The following is a 19,376-nucleotide window of genomic DNA, read 5'->3' on the forward strand; positions in this document are numbered from 1 at the left end:
AATTCGTTTCAATAGCCCGTGGCAATGATGCTCAATATAACAATGAAAATATTGACAATGAACAATACTTCCAAGCGCAGCGGCTTGTCACCGATAGCATATCGCAGCAAACGGCTACCGGCACCGACTGCAAGGAAAGTAACACCGGCTGCTATCCATGAGAGACTGCCGAAATCAAGACCGGGAAAAGAGAAAAGCAGTAGCGCCAGGACGTAGCAGATTACTCCGCCTATCAGTATGCCGGGGTATAGCTTCAGCAAGAGGGTGACCGCTTGTTTGAAGGCCGTGTTGCGGGTACGCATTTCTGCGAAACAGTCGAAACAGAAAGCTATCATTACGGCAGCTTCCAGGGTGACACATACCGACAAGTTCAACATCTGCGGGCGGGAAGCAAAAAAAGATGCCACCACGGTCTTGGACTGTTCCGTCATCCACGGAGTCACCAGCCACGCAAAAAAGGCACAGCCTGCGGCAACCGTCCACATTCCCCAGCGGGGATAGAACCCCACCTTCAATAGAAAATTGAGGGCGATGAATAGGGCTAACAGATGAATGACGTATTCCATAATACTCTGTTTCTTATTCTTTTTTCCTTCTCTTCAACAGTACGACCAATCCGATGAAGCCTATGATGACAAGAGTGCCTGCAATCACTCCGTTCACTCTGTTCTTACGTACCGTTTGTTCGGAAGCCAGTTTGTGTTCTTTCAGTACGACATTCTTGTCATTGGTTACGGATGCTTCGTGTACCTCCTGCATGTTTCGGGTATAGGTCTGCTTCTCACTATTGTTCAACCGGTCGGCAACGAACGATTGGAGCCTGGTATTGTCACAAACGAACTCTGTGCAGGCGGCACCCTTCTCGCGTGTGATTTGTGCATGCAAGGAGGCGGTGGTTTTCAGTTGCTCATCAGATGCTTTCCAGTAACCTTTGCGGGCACTTTCCAGCATGACGGCTGTCATGGCCTGGAATGCGGCGGGATTGACACGGAGGAAGTATTCGTGAATGCCCAGCTTATTCTCATCCTTTATATATATTCTATATAAGTCATTGAACAGTTCCTTGTCTATGGCCGACGGACGCATAACGTGCCAGCCGAAGATGTTGCGGAAGATTTCGCCGAACATCTGCGCCGAACCTTCCCCGCCTTTCATCCGCTCTTGTATAAAGGTAGGGTTCAAGACGGTGGAACGTGTCTCTACGGCAATGGCCTCTTTGGCATCCTGCATGCGGCGGTTGGTCCGGTTGCGGTAGTCTGCCATATAGGCATCCGGTTCCTTGCCGGTCACGGTTTTGACGGTGAGCGAGAGTCCGCCCGTAAATTCATATACATGGTCCAGAGAGATGGGGCCCCATGTGTTACTTTGACGGGGCTGGATGACAACATCCGTTTCGGACAGTGCTGAGGCAAACAAACCTTCCTGGACGTCTCCCCAATTTTCGTCGTCCCCATAAGAGGCACCCATATTGTTGAGATATCCTTCCGCTATTTCCTTTTCGCTTTCCCACGAACCGCTGTGCTCGGTATAGGCCATCATACCGGTACTGTATCCGCTGTTGACCGGTCCGAATACACGCATCACAGACATTTCACGGGCACGTTTGGGGGAAGTTCCCTTTTCTACCAGTAATTTTTCCTGCAACAATGTACCTGATGCCACGTAGTTGGAATAGGTCTCATTCCCGGCTTCCGATGCCAGACGTATGGCATCGGTCAGTAGTTTCAGGCGGGAACCGGCGATGTCGCGCAGTTGCCCGGAGACTTGCACCAGCACATTGATGCGCGGACGTCCCAGTTCTTCGCTGGGCACCAGTTTCAAGTCGACCACTCTGCCTTGGTCATCGCGTACGGGTTCTACTCCCAACATCCAGAATACTTGAGCGAGTGTGGCTCCTTCCGTATTGATGAATTCGCCTGCCCAGAAGGTATAGCTTACTTTCCGGGGATATTTGCCGTGCTTGCTGATGTACTGTTTTAAAGTCGCTTCTGCCAATCGCTTCCCATCTTCCCAAGCCCTTGGGTTGGGAGTATTCTCGGCGTTGATGCTGTACATGTTGCGTCCGGTGGGCAGAACGTTCGGGTTCAGTACGGGGTCACCTCCCGGAGCGGGAAATACGGTCCCCCCGCTGAGTGCACGCACCATGGCATTTTGCTCGTTGGCGGTGGAGGCCAGCAACTGTTCGCGATAGAGCAGGGCGGGGCGAAGCTCCGGTGCTACAGATGCAGTATCTTTGGGTGGATTCTGGAGTAAGGCAGTCAGTCTTTTCCTGGCAGCAGGCAAGTAGTGGTGGGCTATATAGGTAAAGTCTTGCAACTGCTTTGTGGTGATTTTACCTTTATCGCGGTCCTTGCGGGCCGTTTCGTATGCCAGCGGGTCGGCAGCGACGGCGAGAGTGGTAGTCAGCAGGTCGCGGTCAGAATAAGGCTCGTTCATGGTGTAGTACGCACCCAGTATCTTTTCGTTGGCTATCTCTTCGGTGAAGGCATCCAGACGTTCCAACTCCTCGGCTGTATAGGGTTCGCCGGATATGGAATCCAGATTGAGGTCGCGGTGCAGCCCCAGGCGCATGGCCTCTTTTTTGATGTTCATTCCCAGAGCCCGGTGTTTGGCAGTCCCTTCGTCCAGCACTTTGTGAATATCTTCCAGCAAGGCCGAATAGCGTTGGCGCATACCGCTCTCCACGTAGGGCGGAGTGAGATGGGTGACCAGTACGGCATGTGTTCGGCGTTTGGCAATGATACCCTCGCCTACGTTTCCGGTGGTATAGAAGTAGAAGTGGGGGAGGTTACCAATCAGTACATCCGACCAGTCGGCCTGCGACTGTGCCACATTCTTTCCGGGAGTATATTCCAGGTTGCCGTGGGTGCCGAAGTGAATCACCGCATCTGCTTTGAAACCTTTTTGCATATACAGATAAGGAGCCAGATAACTGTGGGGCGGCGCCACCGGCATACCGTGCACCAGTTTGAACTCATCATCTCCCAATGCCGGGCGGGGCTGGGGGAAGAGCAGGATATTGCCGAATTGCAGGCAGGCAATGGCGATACTATCTTCTGTTGCCAGCAGATTGCCGGGCGCATCTCCATATCTGTCCGTCACTTCCTGATATTTCTCGGGAAGGAGTACTTCGTGTGCCCATTGTTCGTATTGCTCGGTAGACAACCATACCGGGTGTGCTGTTTTCAAAAACTGTTCTTGCGCTCCTTTGGCATACGAACCCATGACGGCACCGTCACGATGTATCCGCTTGCCGAACTCCTCTACAGTGGCAGGCAGTCCGCCGACGTCGTACCCTTCCGAGCGCAGGCGTTTCAAGAAGTTGTAGAGTGAAGGAATCACTTCCATTCCGCTTGCCAGCAGAGCGTCTTTTCCCGGAGTCTTGAAGTAGCAGATGGCAACACGCTTTTCTTTGTTGGACATGTCTCTCAAGGACATGTACTTGGTAATATGGTCCACTACGGCATCTATCCGTTCATTTTCGGCGGTGTACAGATAATATCCCTGCTTGTTTTTGTTTTGGGTGGCGATGCAGAGGGGCAGCATGCCTCCGTCTATCTCCGGCACCACTATACGGGCAGTCAGCGTACCGCCGCTGACGGGGGTATTGGGGTTCAGCCATTCCTCGTGGGGCTGAATCAGCGGGAAAGGCATGAATAAAGGAATGTTTTCCTGGTGCAGCCAGTTGATGAGTGAGTCATTGCCCAGCCGTCCCATAGGTAGGTAGACTACTGCATCGGGATGGAGGGTACGTATCATATCGGCACGCGGTTGGCCTCCGGCAGTGAAAGGGTAGACATTGAAGCCTGCTTGTGTCAGGCGTGTGATGAGGGAATCTACGTGGGCACGGTTTCCTTCCATCGGAAAGTTGAGTCCGGAAATCAGGGCAAGGTTGCGTCCGTCCTCATGGTAGAGATTTTTTTCTTTCAGATAGGCAGTTACCTCTTGCGGAGTACTGAAGTAGCAGCCGTATTCGCGGTGGTAGAACATGTTCTCTAGCAATGGGATGGGAGGCTCGTAATCTTGGTGTCCCCACCGGTGGGGAGTGGCAATGTGGCGCAGGTAGAGTAAGGCATTCCGGTAGTTGTGTTTGTTGCCGTTCTTGAGGTACTCCCGCAACGTGTGCTGTTGCTCGTTGGTGATGTTATAGTTGATGGAGAAAGCGGAGTTTCGTAACGTATTGGTAAAGACCGGTACTCCGCCGGCACCCACCCGTTCCACTTCGGCAACTTGGCTGTCATCGAGATACAAGCCCCTGCTGTACATCACGATGGCGTCATAGCCGGAAAGGTCCTTCACATCTTCTTTTTTGATGCAGTTGACTTCTATCCGGGCACAGTCATTGTTCAGGGCAATGTCGGCAGCTTGTGCCAGGGTTGCGTTGATAATAAGTATACGTGTAGGAGCCAGCCAGTATTGATAGGCCGCAAAGCTGCAGACAATCAATAGGGCTATGCTGCCGAGGAATATTCCAAGTCTTTTCTTATTCATACAAGTTTATTCTCGTTAATAGAGTTTTTGTCTTTTGCAACATTTTCTTCTTATATAATTCACACTTAACGCCACACCCGTGATGCAAACGGCTGTACCTCCAAGCAGCAATACCCAAAGCACAGTCTTGCGCAGGGTGGCATTGGAGTTCAGACCGGGCAGACGCATGCGGTGCAGGGCTGTATAGCTCCAGTATTTCCAGCGGGAGGAAGTGTCTGTATGGCGGATGATTCCCGTTTCCGGGTGAATGTAATAGACGCTCCGGTCCGGGTCGTCCACCGTAATCTTCCAGACGGGAAGCTGGGGTCGTCCGCGATACATATTGCTCATGTCGCGATAGTAGGTCTCGAAATGTTCGAGCCGGGAGATGCGTATGCCGGGGATATGTTGTGAAGAATCACGCCGGGAGGCATAAATGCTTTCCACGCCTTTCAGGATTTCTTCTTCGGAGAGTTGTAACGGACGCGGCAGGCTGTCGGCGGCATCGATGTAATACTCGTTTTTTCTATCTTTTACGATGTAGTAGGGATGTTCGCGGAAGTTGCGCCACTCTATCTGCAAAGCTTGGGGATAGGCAGCTATGACACGGCGGTAGTCCAAGGGGTAATCCTCCGGTTGTGGGGCACGGGCATGGAGCGTGCGTGTGGCGCTGCCTTTCTTCAGTGCCGGTTTATGAATCCATTCGGGAATGTCTGCCAGAGACATCATGCCGCTGAAGGTGAAGGTCAGTACGAAGATGCCGAAAAAGATTCCGCTGACGTAGTGCCAGTGATACCATCTTTTTCGGTAGGGGGAGAACTTGGGATGGCGGCTTCGGTGCGTCTTACGCCATACATCCACAGTTACCCAAATGCCGGCAATGACCATGAGACAACCCAGAGCTGTGAGCCAGATGACGGTCTTAGTCCAAAGGACGGTGTCCTGCCGCAGCCAGGTGAAGTATACCCAGTGGGGAATGGCACCCAGCCATGCCCAGAAGCGTTCGCTTCTGTTGGAGAACTGCAAGGCCTCACCGTTTTGTGAACTCAGATAGAGCTGTGTCCCGGCATCGTCGGCAAAGTATATTTTATAAATGGGCATTTCCTTTTTCAGTTCAGCGAAGGGAATCCATTGGTCCAGAGAGTGGAGGGTGTCGATACGGGTAATGGGAGAAGAACACCACAAAGCTGCTGTCCGGTGCAGGTGTTCACTGTCCAGAGAGGGTCGTGAGATGGTGGAATCGGCAAGGAAATGAAGCGTGCCTTTTGTGGTACTAAAGCTGAACTCGGGGTGTCCGGCATTGAGGTTCAGTATCGTAGACCTGACCTTTACGCCACGGGGCAGGCGGGCTGTGACGGAGGAGATGTCCGGAAGTGAGTCTCCGGTTTGGGAGAGCATATCCAGCTTTTGCATTTTCTCTTTGGCGCTGACACGGGGAAAGCGGTGGTACATCATCACGAAGGCGGAGAGGAACCACATGAGAAATAGGATACAGAGCAAAGTGCCCAGTATCCTATGAATAGAGTACATCAGTTTGGTGATAACATTCATTGTCGTTCGCGTTTTTCCTGCAAAAGTACAAGATGATTCAAGAACACTAAATACCCACTAATGGGTATATTATTCTGTGTCTTTTCCGGCAGCATAGGCCGCCTTCTTCGTCATGATGTCCAGCATGCGGTGCTTCAGTCCGAAACGGATATGGTCAATGAATATTTCTTGAATTTCCGGAATTTGTCCCAGTCCTTCCAGTTGTGCACTGACGGTGAAGCCTTCTTTCTCGAGCATCTCCTTCCACTCTCCGGCAATGTCGTTTTTGGCATGGTCTCCGGCAACAAACATGAAGGGTATGAGGGTCACACGTTTGGCTTTCCCGGCTTTCAGTTGTGCCAGCATGGTGTCAAAGGTTGGATAACCTTCGATGGTGCCCACATGGAAATTGGTCAGTCCGCCTGCTTTCAGCATATAGTCCATCTGACTGTAGATGGCGGTACTGGGGGTATAGGTGCCGTGGCCCACAAGGACGAAGTGTTCTTTGGTAGCTTTCTTGCTTTGTGCCGGGGCGTTGTAGCGGTTCCCCAGAATACTTGCCACTTTCTCTGCATCTTCTATAGAGTAGAGCAGGGGAGTACCTACACGTATTTCCTTGAAGAAGGGCAGTGCACTTTCCACATCCCTGCGGAGTGATTCCATTTCTACTCCGTCAATGATGTTGGTGCTCTGCACGATGAGGTGTGTGTAACCTTCGCTGCGCAGTTTCAGCATGGCATCCAGTGGAGTCAGCTTCGTGGTGCCGCGCTCTTTCAAGCGGCGGATAATGATGCGCGACGTATAGGCTTCTTGGAACTTCAACTCCGGGAAGGCAGCTTGTGCCTTGGCGTTGATGGCATCAATGGTGAGGGCACGGGTATCGTCATGCGTAGTGCCGAAGTGCACCATGAGCAGGGCGGCCTTGTCACCGGGTTTCATACTTGCAAGCATATCGCTGTGCTCGTAATTGCCTCCCCCGTGCGCATGGCAGAGGAGGAGGAAATTACAAAGGAATAAAAAGACAAACAAATTCTTCATAAATACTGATGCTTGTTTTAATCGTTCTCTATGACACGTATCATATCGAAGTAGAAGCGTCCGTCCACTTCGGCTCCTTTCTCTACATTACCGGTCTTGATGTCATAGATGTAGATAACGGCGTTGGCATCTTCTTCAGTGTTTACACCAATGTATGCTTTGTTGTTGAAGATGACAGAACGCTGTGAGAAGCGACCGCCGCTGTAACCGATTTCCTTGCCATCATAGCTTAAGCGTGTCTTGGTTCCGGTGGTAAGATCGAGGATGGCGTAGTAGTGAGAGTAAGCGTCGATGCCGGGTTGCTTATCTGCAGCGGGTCTATCGGCATTGTCATTACGTGCATACACTAAGGCTTTGTTCCCTTCCAGATATTGAACGGTCAGCAATTTGCCGTCGGCATTGGGATAGCCGTTGTAGGAAGCGTCGAATTCTGTTTCGCCTTTGTTGATACGTAGCAGGATGCCTTTGAAAAAAGCGTTATCTTCTTCGTGGAAACAAGCTAGGTAGAGATTGTCTGCTTCGTCGTACATTACGCAGTTTTGCATCAGTTCTCCGTAAGCGCTTCCTGCCATTTCGCATTCGATGGGAGAGAGCACATCTTTTTCTACTTCCATGGTAGAGGGGTTGATAATGGCTGTATGGAAGTTAGGCTCTTGCTGGTCTATATTCGTCAAACCGTCTGTCTCTTTCCAATAGTAGAAGTAGTACAATCTGTTGTCTGATTTGCGGTAGGTGAGGATACCGGAGCTTGTCAGTTTGAGCCAGTTGGTGGGGGCTGGTATGTTGAGTTCACCTTCAGCAAGGATAGTCAAGTCCTCTGCGTTCAGTTTCGTATAAAGAATCTTGTCCTTCTTACCATTGGTAGACATGATGACGAGTGTGTTGTCATCAATCCAGGCATGTGTGTAGGAACGTACCTTATAGCTGTTGGCCTTGAAAGGACGTTCTGCAATAACCTGAACTGCATTGTTCTTGATTTGATATTTTACGAAACGGTCGTTGGTTGCGGGTATTTGGTAGTAATATTTTCCTTTTGAGATAGTCTCCATGGAATAATCTCCCAGTTCCGAACCTTCTCTTTTCACAGTGATGACACCCTGCTCTGCGGCCAATGAGTTGACGCTATGGACAATAGTGGTATTCTTGCTACTCATCCCACCGTGTTTGTCTACGGTGACAAATAGGTCGAAGTGATAGTTATCCTCATTGACTTCCGGGTCGGGATTAGGATTAGGTTCCGGGTCATCATCGGAACACGCTGTGAATGACAGTGCCATCATGGCAGCCATAAAGGCAATCAGTGTAAATTTGAATTTTCTCATTTTGAATGAATTATTAAATGATTAGTTAATGAATAGTCTGAATTTAGCAAAAAAAGCACGTCCGGGCTTCTGCAGCTTGTAGTTGTCATAGGCTGTCTTGTCGAGGAAGTTGGTACACTCCAAAGCCAGATTATAGCGTCCGCGTCTCCATGAGTAAGTGATGTCGGCATTACAGATGTGCTGGGCGGGAATGCGTGCCTTGTTATCATATGCGCCGTAAGCTTCCCAGGTCAGGAAGTACCAGTGTACCCATTGATAGGTACAACCCAGGCGCAATCTGCTTTCGGGCAGGGCAATGTTGCGGAAGGTATAATAAGCCTCTACGCTACCGAATAGCCACGGGCGGTTGGGCACACGGTTGTTATAGGTGGCAGAGGGCTTTCCGTCACCCTTGTACTTCTGCTGGTCGCGAGTGTCCTGGTAGCTGACGTTTGTGGCGAGTTGCAGTCTGCCTTGCCAGTCGTAGCGCATTTCCCCTTCCGCACCTTTTACATGGACAGCCGGGACGTTGGTATATTGCATTGTACCCTCTTTCTCGGCAATGCTGGTCTGAATGTAGTTGTCTACCTTACGGAAAAATCCGCTCATCTCATAATAGAATGTATGTCCATTGCCCGGGTGCCATGTGCCGAACAGAGAGGCATTGAAGTTGTTGCTGTTTTCCGGTTTCAGTGCCACGTTGGCATAGATGGTGGTACCGTTTCCCAACAGCTCGCGGGCGATGGGCAGTCTTACGCTATGCTCGTAGGATACTTTGATGGATAAAGGTTCCACGATGATATACCGGAGTCCGGCACCGTAACCCAGGTAGTTCTTGGTGGTGGAGCCTTGCACATCCTTCGAGCCGGTCACGCTGGATTGGTCGGTCTGCCGGATATTGGGATGGTTGATGTAGTCTTTTATGAAGAATACGTTTTCCATCTTGCCATCCAACAGAGACTGGTTGTAGGAGAGTCCCAGGATATGTTTGGTAACCACATCTTTTGACGGCTCGAAGCTGGTATCAAGGTCATCGAAGCGGTCGTTTCCGGTACGGCTCAAATGGTAGTTCAGATTAAAGCTGTGATGGGTATTCAGCTGATAGTCCAGGTTGGTGCGCATGATGGTGAGCGGACGCTTGTAGTGGCGCATGGATGGTTCTTTGCCCATAATCTCGTTGCGCTGGCTCACGATGTATCCTCCGTCCCAATAGTACTTCCGATAGGCAGTGTCCACGGTCAAGGAATGGTCCCAGGTGTGGGAGAGGGAGGCATTCAGTTGCATGTTCTTCAGGATGAAGTTGTACTTCTGATAGCGGGCAGAGATGTTCCAGGAATCGGAATTCCTTTCTGCCATTCCGTATACTTTGTTTTGAACAGACCCCGTCTGCAGTTCCTTGTCTGTTTTTGAATAGGAGGCGGAAACAAAGAAAGCATCAGCCCAGGATTTGTTGACAAATCCGGCTTCCACCTGTGCCAGTAGCGAGAAGTAGCCGTCATGAAAACGCTTGGGATTGCCATATATGAAGTTGTCCCCGCTTTCGTCGCGCATCTGTACATTCTTCATTCTATAATCGTTTTTGGAGTAGTTGATGCCAACGGTGGGCCGGACTATTAGTCCGTTTTTCTTTTCTACGAACTGTGCATTCAAGTCTGCCTTGTGGGTATGGAAGGAGCCGATGCCGTAAGATACATCCAGATAATCCTTTTTTTCCTGCTTTGTAATGATATTGATGGCGCCGCCCAGTGCATCTGTTCCCAAGCTGGCAGGGACTACTCCTTTGTATATCTCAATCCGGTCTATGATGTTAATGGGTAAGTTGGCGAGGGAAACACCGCTTCCTTTGGTGTCCAGTGGCATTCCGTCCAAAAAGTAGCGGACTGAATTTCCAGACATTCCATTGATGGAGAGGTCGAAGTCCGAGCCAACTCCGCCTTCCTCTCTCACCTTAATGCCCGTTGTACGGTTCACCAGGTCGTTGAGGTTATTCAGTGAGTTTACTATCGGCTTGATGTCGAGTGCATTGACGGAAAAGGCTCCTTCCTTCACTTTCTGCGTTTGGGTCTTTCCGTAGACCTCGACAGAACTCAGTGTTACGGCACTTTCCTGCAATGTAAAGTTCTGTTTTTTATCCTGCCGGATGTCGAGGGATTGTTTCACGGTTTGGTAGCCCAGGAAGGAGACGACGAAGGTATGTTTACCCGGGGCGACTTGCAGTGAATACTTCCCCCGGTCATCCGTATAGGTGCCGGAGGTGGTGTTTTCCACAGCGATGGTGGCTTGGGCTATCGGTGTCCCGTGCTGGTCTTTGACTTTTCCGGATAAGGTGACCTTATTCTGTGCCATACTACCTGCAGGCAGTAGGCAGATAAATGTAAATAGCAGTCCTGTGATGAATCTCATTTCAGTTCCTTATAAGCGTTCGTAACTTGCCCTCAAGGAAAAATGAACAAAGAGAAAGATTCCTTTATATGGATAAAGAATGCCTCGACTCAATGTTTTGTTGCTTTATTCCCCGAAAGCACTAAAACTATGTTGTCTTGGCAGGTCTTCTGACTTATCCCTCTTTGAATGCCTTCCCATCCGCCGGGCGGACAGTGGCTTGTAGAATATTCAAAGATTTTGGAAGGACTTACAGCAGCGGGTCTGTTCAGGATTTGCACCTGATTCCCTTTTTCATCACTCATCTCCAACAGAACCGGGAGAGGTGAAACCAAAACTGGGACAAAGATAACAAAAACTATTAGGTTTGCGAATACTCCTGATAATTTTTCTTATCTTTGCCCGCGAATTGGTTCCGGATGCATGTTTCCATCATCTGGATTAAAAGGGAATCGGGTGTAAATCCCGGACAGTCCCGCTGCTGTGAAGCTCCGTTTATATCATGAAAAACACCTTTGCCACTGATATGCATTGAAATATCGGGAAGGCTTCAGGATTAGGAGTCAGTCAGAAGACCTGCCATTCATTAAAGGCTGCCTTTGCTCGTGGGTTAGGAAGACAGTACGAAGATATTAGTTGAACATTTAAACAAGAAATGGAATGCCTTTGTTGAAGGTATGTCCGCATTGTGGTGTGACTATATATATCCTTTATATATTAAAGAAAAAGTAAAATGATTAAGAAAGTATTGATTGCCAACAGAGGTGAGATTGCCTTGCGCGTCATGCGTTCGTGCCGGGAGATGGGACTGCTTACGGTTGCCGTCTTTTCCGATGCCGACCGTACTTCTCATCATGTGGCATATGCCGATGAAGCCTATCCGATAGGATCGGCCGTGGCAAAAGAGAGTTATCTGAATATTGAAAAAGTGATTGCCACGGCAAAGCGATGCGGTGCCGATGCCATCCATCCGGGTTACGGCTTTTTGTCGGAGAACTCGGAGTTTGCACGCCGTTGCAAGGAGGAAGGGATTATCTTTATCGGTCCCGCCGCCGAGACGATGGAGGCGATGGGCGACAAGATAGCTGCCCGCAAGCGAATGATTGCGGCAGGCGTACCCGTGGTTCCCGGAACGGAACAACCTTTGCAGAGTGCCGAAGAAGCCGTGCGTATCTGCAACGAGATAGGCTACCCCGTGATGCTGAAGGCGTCTATGGGTGGCGGTGGTAAAGGTATGCGCCTTATCCATAACGAGAGCGAAGTGGTGGAAGCCTACAACACGGCACGCTCCGAGTCCATGTCCTCCTTTGGAGACGACACGGTCTATCTGGAGAAGTTCGTGGAAGAACCGCATCACATCGAGTTCCAGATATTGGGCGACAACCACGGCAACGTTATCCACCTTTTCGACCGCGAATGCTCCGTGCAACGCCGCAACCAGAAGGTGGTAGAAGAAAGCCCGTCACCCTTCCTTACGCCGGAATTGCGCCGGGAAATGGGAGAGAAGGCGGTTGCCGCAGCAAAGGCAGTGAACTACTCCGGTGCAGGTACCATCGAGTTTCTGGTAGACAAGAACCGCCGTTTCTATTTCCTCGAAATGAATACGCGCCTGCAAGTGGAGCACCCCATCACGGAAGAGGTGGTAGGCGTAGACCTGGTGAAAGAGCAAATCCGTATTGCCAACGACGAGGTGTTGCACCTCAAGCAGGAGGACCTGTTCCAGCGCGGTCATGCCATAGAGTGCCGCATCTGTGCCGAAGATACGGAAAACAACTTCATGCCGTCTCCCGGTGTCATCAAGCAACTGACGGAGCCGAACGGAATCGGTGTGCGTATAGACAGCTATGTGTACGACGGCTATGAGATTCCCATCTACTACGACCCTATGATAGGTAAGCTCATCGTATGGGCAACCACCCGCCAGTATGCCATCGAGCGTATGCGCCGTGTGCTCTATGAGTACAAGATTACGGGCGTAAAGACCAACCTTGCCTATCTGAAGCGCATCATGCACGTGCCCGACTTTGTGAAGGGAGAGTACAACACCCTCTTTATCGAGAAGAACGCCCGCATGCTGGTACGCACCAATACCACCAACGAAGAGTTGGAGAACATTGCCATGATAGCCGCCTATATGGACTATCTGGTTAATCTGGAGGAGAACGTTTCGGCACAGCTGTCCGATGGCCGCCCCATCAGCCGTTGGAGGGAATTCGGCTTGCAGAAGGGAGTGCTTAGGATTTAAGGAATGGAAAATTGATAATGGAGATTTAATAATGGAAATACATATAGGAGACCGTATAGCAGACATTACCCTGGTGGGTAAGGAAGGAAATAAGGTTCAGCTTACCATTGACGGAAAGCCTTACGAAGTGGACATTGTGATGGCGGAGAACGGAAGTTGCTCCGTCCTGCACAACGGAAACTCGTTCAACGCAGGCCTTGTGCGCGGCGAGGGAGGAAAGAGCTATGACATCAGCATGCTCCAGCGTTCCTTCCACGTAGACATTGTAGACACGCAAGCCAAGTATCTGCACATGAAGAAAGGAGCCGACGAGAAGCAGGGCGACAAGATTCTGGCGCCGATGCCGGGCAAGGTAGTGAGCATCCCCGTCAAGGTGGGCGACCGACTGGCTGCCGGAGACATTGCCGTGGTGCTGGAAGCCATGAAGATGCAGAGTAACTATAAGGTAAATGCCGACTGCATCGTCCGCAACATCCTCGTGAGCGAGGGCGAACCGGTAAATGCCAACCAAGTATTGATTGAATTGGAGTTGATAAAGGGGGAATAATCCCGAGTCGCATTCAGTCCGTATATTATAAATCACTAAATTGTAAATGCAAATATGAACAGAGAAGAAATATATCGCCAGTTTGAGGAACTGGACAAACGTGCCTCGCTGGGTGGGGGCGTAGACAAGATAGAGAAACAACACGCCTCCGGCCGCATGACTGCCCGCGAACGTATTGAGATGCTGCTGGACAAAGGCTCGTTCAATGAGCTGGACAAGTTCGTGAACCATCGCTGCACCAACTTCGGCATGGAGAAGAAGCAGATTGCCGGAGACGGCATGGTGTCCGGTTACGGAAAGATAGACGGCCGCCTTGTATTTGTCTATGCCTACGACTTCACGGCGCACGGCGGTTCGCTCAGCGAGACGAATGCCGCAAAGATTGTGAAGGTGCAGCAGCTTGCCCTGAAGAACGGCGCTCCCGTCATTGCCCTCAACGATTCGGGCGGCGCGCGCATTCAGGAAGGTGTGAACAGCTTGGCAGGCTATGCCTCCATCTTCTATCAGAACACCATTGCGTCGGGTGTCATCCCGCAGATATCTGCCATTCTGGGGCCGTGTGCCGGTGGGGCATGCTACTCTCCGGCGCTTACCGACTTTATCTTCATGGTAAAGGAGCAGAGCCACATGTTCATCACCGGTCCGGACGTGGTAAAGACCGTGACCCACGAGGAGGTGGACAAGGAGGAACTGGGCGGTGCCTATACGCATAGCAGCAAGAGCGGCGTTACTCACTTCATGTGCAATACGGAGGAGGAGACACTGATGAGCATCCGCGAGCTGCTGAGTTTCCTGCCGTCCAACAATATGGAGGATGCTCCCTTCACTCCCTGCTCCGACGATATCCATCGCCGGGTAGAGACGCTTCAGACCGTCATCCCCGAAGACCCGAACATGCCCTATGACATCAAGGATATTATAGAACCGGTGCTGGACAACCAGTACTTCTTCGAAGTGATGCCTCACTTTGCCAAGAACGTCGTTATCGGTTTTGGTCGCCTGAACGGGCGTTCGGTAGGTATCGTGGCAAACCAGCCTGCCTATCTGGCGGGTGTGCTCGATATTGATGCCAGCGACAAGGCGGCACGTTTCATTCGTTTCTGCGACTGCTTCAACATCCCGCTGATAACCTTCGAAGATGTTCCCGGCTTCTTGCCCGGAACGATGCAGGAGCACAACGGCATCATCCGCCACGGCGCCAAGATTGTCTATGCCTACGCTGAGGCTACCGTGCCCAAGATAACGCTGATTACCCGCAAGGCATACGGCGGCGCCTACATCGTGATGTCCAGCAAGCCGACGGGTGCCGACGTGAACCTGGCTTATCCGCAGGCGGAAATCGCCGTGATGGGTGCCGAGGGTGCAGTGAACATCCTCTACCGCAAGTCCTCTGCCGAAGAGAAGCAGGAGATTATCAAGGAGTATGAAGACAAGTTCTCCAACCCTTACCGTGCCGCCGAGCGTGGCCTCATAGATGAGGTCATCATGCCGCGTGACACCCGCTACAAGCTGGTGCAGGCATTGGAGATGGGGCACAACAAGAATCAGAGCAATCCACCGAAAAAGCACGGCAACATGCCTTTATAATAGTAGTTATTTTTTATGTGTGAAATGCGTATCCCCGGAGAAGTGATTTCTGTGGGGATATACTTTTTAAATAGAGAATTAAGAATTAAACAGTAAGGTTGAAAAGTAAAAAGTAAAAACTAAAGATAGAAACTATGGAACTATTAAGAAACCTCTTTGAGGGTTATCCCAATCTTTGGGGCGGAGGAGTGGCACACTCTGTCCTGATTCTGTCCCTGGTCATCACCTTCGGTATCATGCTGGGCAAGTTGAAGGTGGCAGGCATCTCGCTGGGTGTCACTTGGATTTTGTTTGTGGGCATTGTCTTCGGACATTTCGACATGAACCTCGACGAACATCTGCTGCACTTCCTGAAGGAGTTCGGCTTGATACTGTTTGTCTATTCCATCGGTCTGCAAGTGGGACCGGGATTCTTCTCCGCTTTCAAGAAGGGCGGACTTACGCTGAACATGGTAGCAATGCTTTCCGTCTTCCTCAGCGTGGTTATCACCATTGTGTTGCACTTTGCCACCGGAATCCCCATTACTACGATGGTGGGTATCTTGTCCGGAGCCGTGACCAATACCCCCGGTCTGGGTGCTGCCCAGCAGGCAAACAGTGACCTCAACGGGGTGGATGCTCCGGAAATCGCACTCGGATATGCCGTTGCCTATCCGCTGGGTGTGGTGGGCTGCATCCTGGCGCTGCTAGCCTTGAAGATTTTCATGCGGATTAACACCCAAAAAGAAGAGGAGGATGCCGAGCACGGGCTGGGTCATCTGCAGGAGCTGACCGTGCGTCCCATATCGGTAGAGATACGCAATGAGGCAATAGACGGCAAGCGGATCAGAGATGTGAAACCATTGTTGAACCGTGCGTTTGTCATCTCCCGCATCCGGCACACCGGCAGTCAGGAAACAGAACTGGCGAATGCCGATACGGTGCTGCACATGCAGGATGAAATTCTGTTCATTGCCAACCCGAAAGATGTGGAGGCCATTGTTGCCTTCTTCGGAAGAAAAATTTCGGTGGAGTGGGAACGGGAGGACAAGAACTTGATTTCACGCCGCATCCTCATCACCAAGCCGGAACTGAACGGCAAGTCTCTGTCTCAGCTCAAGATACGTAACAACTTCGGTGCCTGCATCACCCGTATCAACCGTTCGGGCGTGGACCTGGTGGCAACTCCCCACTTGCAGTTGCAGATGGGAGACCGTGTGACGATTGTAGGCAGTGAGCTTGCCGTGAGCCATGCGGAGAAGGTGCTGGGTAACTCGCTGAAGCGTCTCAACCATCCCAACTTGATTCCTATCTTCCTGGGTATTGCCCTGGGATGTATCTTGGGCAGTCTGCCGTTCATGTTCCCCGGCATTCCCCAACCCGTGAAACTGGGACTGGCTGGCGGACCGTTGGTGGTTTCCATCCTCATCAGCCGTTTCGGGCCTCAATATAAGCTGATAACCTACACGACGATGAGTGCCAATCTGATGATACGCGAAATCGGTATCGCCTTGTTCCTGGCCTGCGTGGGGTTGGGTGCAGGAAAGGGATTCATCGATACCATTATCTACGAAGGCGGCTATGTGTGGATTGGCTATGGGGCCATCATCACGGTCGTTCCGTTGCTGGTGACAGGATTCATGGGGCGCTATTTCTGGAAGCTGAACTACTATACGCTGATAGGTGTGCTGTCCGGAGCTAACACCAATCCACCTGCATTGGCCTATTCCTCGGACTTGACATCCTGCGATGCCCCTGCGGTGGGATACGCCACGGTCTATCCGCTGGCTATGTTCCTGCGGGTGCTGACGGCTCAGTTGCTGATACTGGTACTGGCGTAGTTTCACCATAGATAATCTATGGTACATAGGTTGATTTGATAACAAGTAATGTAAAGAGAGCTAACAAGTAATGTTAGGCTGCTTTACATTACTTGTTGTTTTTGTTTGTAGTATTCCTCCGCTTGTGCCAGTGTCTCCGGTTTGCCGATGTCGAACCAGCGGAATCCTTGCAGCGGATAGCCTTGTATGTGCACCTTTGTGCAGGCGGACAAGTAGAAAGGAATGATGGAGAACTTGCCGTTCCACTGCCCATCGTCCATCAGGTGGAAGAGGGAGGGGGAGATGATGTGGATACCTCCGAAGGCGAGTTCCCGGTACTTCGTTTCCCGGTAGTCGAAGCCTGCCGGTTTCACCTCTCCGGTGGACTTGTTTATCCAGCCGTGCAGGTGGTAGTCGTCGTCAAAAAGGAGATAGCGGGAAGTCTTGCGCTCGCTCACAAGCAGGGTAGACTCCGCATCGCTCTCCAGATGGTGGCGGTAGAGGCCTGCAAGGTCAATGTCCGTCAGAATATCCGCGTTGTGCACCAGGAAAGGTTCTTGTCCGTCCAGAAAGGGGCGTGCCTTTTTGATGCCTCCTCCGGTGTCGAGCAGCATGCCGCGTTCGTCGCTGATGTGAATCTCCGTGCCGAAGTTGTCGTGGGCACGGAGGAAGTCGATAATCTGCTCCCCGAAGTGGTGGATATTGACCGTTATCTCGTTGAATCCTGCTTCCTTCAACCGCAGTATCACCCGTTCCAGCATGGGCTTTCCTGCTACGGGAACGAGGGCCTTGGGCATGTTGTCCGTCAAGGGGCGCAACCGGGTGCCCAGGCCGGCGGCGAAAATCATGGCTTTCATATTGGCATATTCTCACATTAGCACATTAAACTTTGGCCTTAAACGTCTGTTCAATATTCTGTTCTCTATGTATCAGGTTCACTTGCACGCCGAACTTCTTGTGCAGATGTTCCGCCAGGTGTTGTGCCGAGTACACGGAGCGGTGCTGTCCGCCGGTGCAGCCGAAGCAGACAGACAGATTGGTGAAGCCGCGTTCCATGTAGCGCTTCACGGAAGTGTCGACAAGGGCGTAGGCATGCTCCAGGAATACGGCTATCTCGCCGTCGTCTTCCAGGAAGCGGATAACGGGTTCGTCCAGTCCCGTGAAGGGTTTGTAACGCTCGTACTTGCCGGGGTTGTTCACAGCGCGGCAGTCAAAGACGAAACCTCCTCCGTTGCCCGTGGAATCTTCGGGGATACCTTTTTTGTAGGCAAAGCTGGTGACTTTCACCACGAGGCGGCGCTTTTGCAGGTCGTCTGTAAACTGTTTCAGCTCGGTAAGTTCGCGCAGAATCCGGCAGAGGTAGGGATATTCGGGATAAGGCTCTTGGAGCAGCTGGCGCAGGTTCTCGATGGCGAAGGGGACACTTTGTATGAAGTGGGGCTTCTTCTCGAAGTAACCGCGGAAACCATAGGCACCCAGCACCTGCATGGTGCGGAACAATACGAAGTGGCGAAGCTGGGCATAGAAATAAGCCTCGTCCACGGGCTGGTACTTGCGCAGGGCGTCGATGTATTCCTTCAGCAACTCTTTGCGCAGGCTGTCGGGATAGTTTGCTTTGGCTTGCCACAAGAAGGAGGCAACGTCGTAGTAAACCGGACCTTTGCGTCCGCCCTGGAAGTCGATGAGCCACGGCTCGTTGTCCTTTATCATGACGTTACGGCTCTGGAAGTCGCGGTACATGAAGGTGGCGGAGCTGCTACGGAGCAACACGTCTGCCATCTTCTGGAAGTCGTCTTCCAGCCGGTCTTCCTGGAAGTCCATTCCCGTAGCCTTGAGGAAGCAGTATTTAAAGTAGTTCAAGTCCCACAGAATGCTGCGGCTATTGAACTCTGCCTGCGGGTAGCAGTAGGAGAAGTCCATGCCGTCGGCTCCGGCAAACTGCACGGCGGGCAGCAGACGGATGGTCTTGCGCAGTAACTGCTTCTCATCCTCGCCGAATACGCTGGTCTTGCGGCCTTTCTCGATGGCATTGAATAGGAGCGAGTCGCCCAGGTCTTCTTGCAGATAATAGATATCATCTTCGGAGCGGATGAACACTTGCGGTACGGGCAGTCCTTTCTGGCGGAAATGTTCTGCCATGTAGAGGAAGGCGCGGTTCTCCTCCACAGACTCTCCGCTGACGCCGATAAGTGTAGGACTTCCGATGAGGCGGAAGTAACGGCGGTTGGAGCCGGAGGAGGGGAGTTCGTCAATCTGTTCCGGTTCGTGTCCGGTATGTGCGATGTAGAGTTTCTTAAGTTCTTCGGTTATCATGGTGGTATGTTTTATTTTGGCAGCTAAGATAAAACTTTTGTCGGAGATATGCTTATCTTTGCACGTTGAAAATGTACTAATGTGCCAATATGCCAATGTGCCAATATGTCAATATGTCAATGACCTGCGGCATGGGGAAGTAGCGCAAGTATAGCGCAGCCGAT

12 protein-coding genes and 2 riboswitches are annotated in these 19,376 nt (G+C 51.4%); of the genes, 4 read left to right on the forward strand and 8 right to left on the reverse strand.

Features of this window, described 5'->3' with window-relative positions; translation table 11 throughout:
• Positions 1–8 precede the first annotated feature (8 nt).
• The 6 genes from ITJ87_RS12585 to ITJ87_RS12610 all read right to left on the reverse strand — a co-directional run bounded on the left by ITJ87_RS12585 (position 9) and on the right by ITJ87_RS12610 (position 10,742).
• A complete protein-coding gene (locus tag ITJ87_RS12585) occupies positions 9–566 on the reverse strand; it encodes a hypothetical protein (RefSeq protein WP_117599535.1) in 558 nt (185 codons plus the stop codon).
• 13 nt (positions 567–579) lie between these two features.
• Positions 580–4,491 carry a cobaltochelatase subunit CobN gene (locus ITJ87_RS12590; RefSeq protein WP_117964382.1) on the reverse strand — a complete coding sequence of 1,304 codons (3,912 nt, stop codon included), beginning with the start codon at positions 4,489–4,491 and terminating at the stop codon, positions 580–582.
• A 15-nt stretch (positions 4,492–4,506) separates the two neighbouring features.
• On the reverse strand, positions 4,507–6,021 hold the full coding sequence (locus tag ITJ87_RS12595; protein WP_117599537.1) for a PepSY domain-containing protein: 1,515 nt from the start codon (positions 6,019–6,021) through the stop codon (positions 4,507–4,509).
• 69 nt (positions 6,022–6,090) lie between these two features.
• Positions 6,091–7,038 carry a sirohydrochlorin cobaltochelatase gene (locus ITJ87_RS12600; RefSeq protein ID WP_117599538.1) on the reverse strand — a complete coding sequence of 316 codons (948 nt, stop codon included), beginning with the start codon at positions 7,036–7,038 and terminating at the stop codon, positions 6,091–6,093.
• A 17-nt stretch (positions 7,039–7,055) separates the two neighbouring features.
• Positions 7,056–8,360, reverse strand: a complete 1,305-nt coding sequence (locus ITJ87_RS12605) for a hypothetical protein (RefSeq protein WP_117599539.1) — start codon at positions 8,358–8,360, stop codon at positions 7,056–7,058.
• Between the two features lie 21 nt (positions 8,361–8,381).
• Positions 8,382–10,742, reverse strand: coding sequence for a TonB-dependent receptor (locus tag ITJ87_RS12610; RefSeq protein WP_117974673.1), 2,361 nt, complete (start codon positions 10,740–10,742; stop codon positions 8,382–8,384).
• Positions 10,743–10,863: 121 nt separating this feature from the next.
• Positions 10,864–11,072, reverse strand: a riboswitch (cobalamin riboswitch).
• Between the two features lie 42 nt (positions 11,073–11,114).
• Positions 11,115–11,320, forward strand: a riboswitch (cobalamin riboswitch).
• A gap of 134 nt (positions 11,321–11,454) precedes the next feature.
• On the opposite strand from ITJ87_RS12610, the gene accC reads away from it, so the two are divergent.
• The 4 genes from accC to ITJ87_RS12630 all read left to right on the forward strand — a co-directional run bounded on the left by accC (position 11,455) and on the right by ITJ87_RS12630 (position 16,920).
• Positions 11,455–12,966, forward strand: coding sequence for an acetyl-CoA carboxylase biotin carboxylase subunit (accC, locus tag ITJ87_RS12615; RefSeq protein ID WP_117599541.1), 1,512 nt, complete (start codon positions 11,455–11,457; stop codon positions 12,964–12,966).
• Positions 12,967–12,997: 31 nt separating this feature from the next.
• The gene (locus ITJ87_RS12620) at positions 12,998–13,513 is read left to right on the forward strand and encodes a biotin/lipoyl-containing protein (protein ID WP_117599542.1); all 516 of its coding nucleotides are present in this window, start codon (positions 12,998–13,000) and stop codon (positions 13,511–13,513) included.
• Between the two features lie 54 nt (positions 13,514–13,567).
• Positions 13,568–15,100: an acyl-CoA carboxylase subunit beta gene (locus ITJ87_RS12625; RefSeq protein ID WP_117964381.1), complete on the forward strand. Its 1,533-nt coding sequence runs from the start codon at positions 13,568–13,570 to the stop codon at positions 15,098–15,100.
• 134 nt (positions 15,101–15,234) lie between these two features.
• Positions 15,235–16,920: a putative transporter gene (locus ITJ87_RS12630; protein ID WP_195690898.1), complete on the forward strand. Its 1,686-nt coding sequence runs from the start codon at positions 15,235–15,237 to the stop codon at positions 16,918–16,920.
• Positions 16,921–17,003: 83 nt separating this feature from the next.
• On the opposite strand, the gene ITJ87_RS12635 is transcribed toward ITJ87_RS12630, so the two are convergent.
• Entirely contained in the window at positions 17,004–17,756 is a 753-nt protein-coding gene (locus ITJ87_RS12635; protein WP_117964380.1) for a nucleotidyltransferase family protein, read from the reverse strand.
• A gap of 25 nt (positions 17,757–17,781) precedes the next feature.
• Complete coding sequence (locus ITJ87_RS12640) at positions 17,782–19,212, reverse strand: RNase adapter RapZ (RefSeq protein WP_196096245.1); 1,431 nt, start codon at positions 19,210–19,212, stop codon at positions 17,782–17,784.
• Positions 19,213–19,376: the final 164 nt, after the last annotated feature.

The organism is Bacteroides sp. HF-162 (genome assembly GCF_015679285.1).
In the GTDB taxonomy this organism is placed as follows: Bacteria; Bacteroidota; Bacteroidia; order Bacteroidales; family Bacteroidaceae; genus Bacteroides; species Bacteroides uniformis.

Bases quoted from the DNA above. Each gene is read 5' to 3' on its own strand.
- ITJ87_RS12605 (WP_117599539.1), bottom strand. From the start codon at position 8,360: ATGAGAAAATTCAAATTTACACTGATTGCCTTTATGGCTGCCATGATG.
- ITJ87_RS12600 (WP_117599538.1), bottom strand. From the start codon at position 7,038: ATGAAGAATTTGTTTGTCTTTTTATTCCTTTGTAATTTCCTCCTCCTC.
- ITJ87_RS12640 (WP_196096245.1), bottom strand. From the start codon at position 19,212: ATGATAACCGAAGAACTTAAGAAACTCTACATCGCACATACCGGACAC.
- ITJ87_RS12585 (WP_117599535.1), bottom strand. From the start codon at position 566: ATGGAATACGTCATTCATCTGTTAGCCCTATTCATCGCCCTCAATTTT.
- ITJ87_RS12620 (WP_117599542.1), top strand. From the start codon at position 12,998: ATGGAAATACATATAGGAGACCGTATAGCAGACATTACCCTGGTGGGT.
- ITJ87_RS12625 (WP_117964381.1), top strand. From the start codon at position 13,568: ATGAACAGAGAAGAAATATATCGCCAGTTTGAGGAACTGGACAAACGT.
- ITJ87_RS12630 (WP_195690898.1), top strand. From the start codon at position 15,235: ATGGAACTATTAAGAAACCTCTTTGAGGGTTATCCCAATCTTTGGGGC.
- ITJ87_RS12595 (WP_117599537.1), bottom strand. From the start codon at position 6,021: ATGAATGTTATCACCAAACTGATGTACTCTATTCATAGGATACTGGGC.
- accC (WP_117599541.1), top strand. From the start codon at position 11,455: ATGATTAAGAAAGTATTGATTGCCAACAGAGGTGAGATTGCCTTGCGC.
- ITJ87_RS12590 (WP_117964382.1), bottom strand. From the start codon at position 4,491: ATGAATAAGAAAAGACTTGGAATATTCCTCGGCAGCATAGCCCTATTG.
- ITJ87_RS12610 (WP_117974673.1), bottom strand. From the start codon at position 10,742: ATGAGATTCATCACAGGACTGCTATTTACATTTATCTGCCTACTGCCT.
- ITJ87_RS12635 (WP_117964380.1), bottom strand. From the start codon at position 17,756: ATGAAAGCCATGATTTTCGCCGCCGGCCTGGGCACCCGGTTGCGCCCC.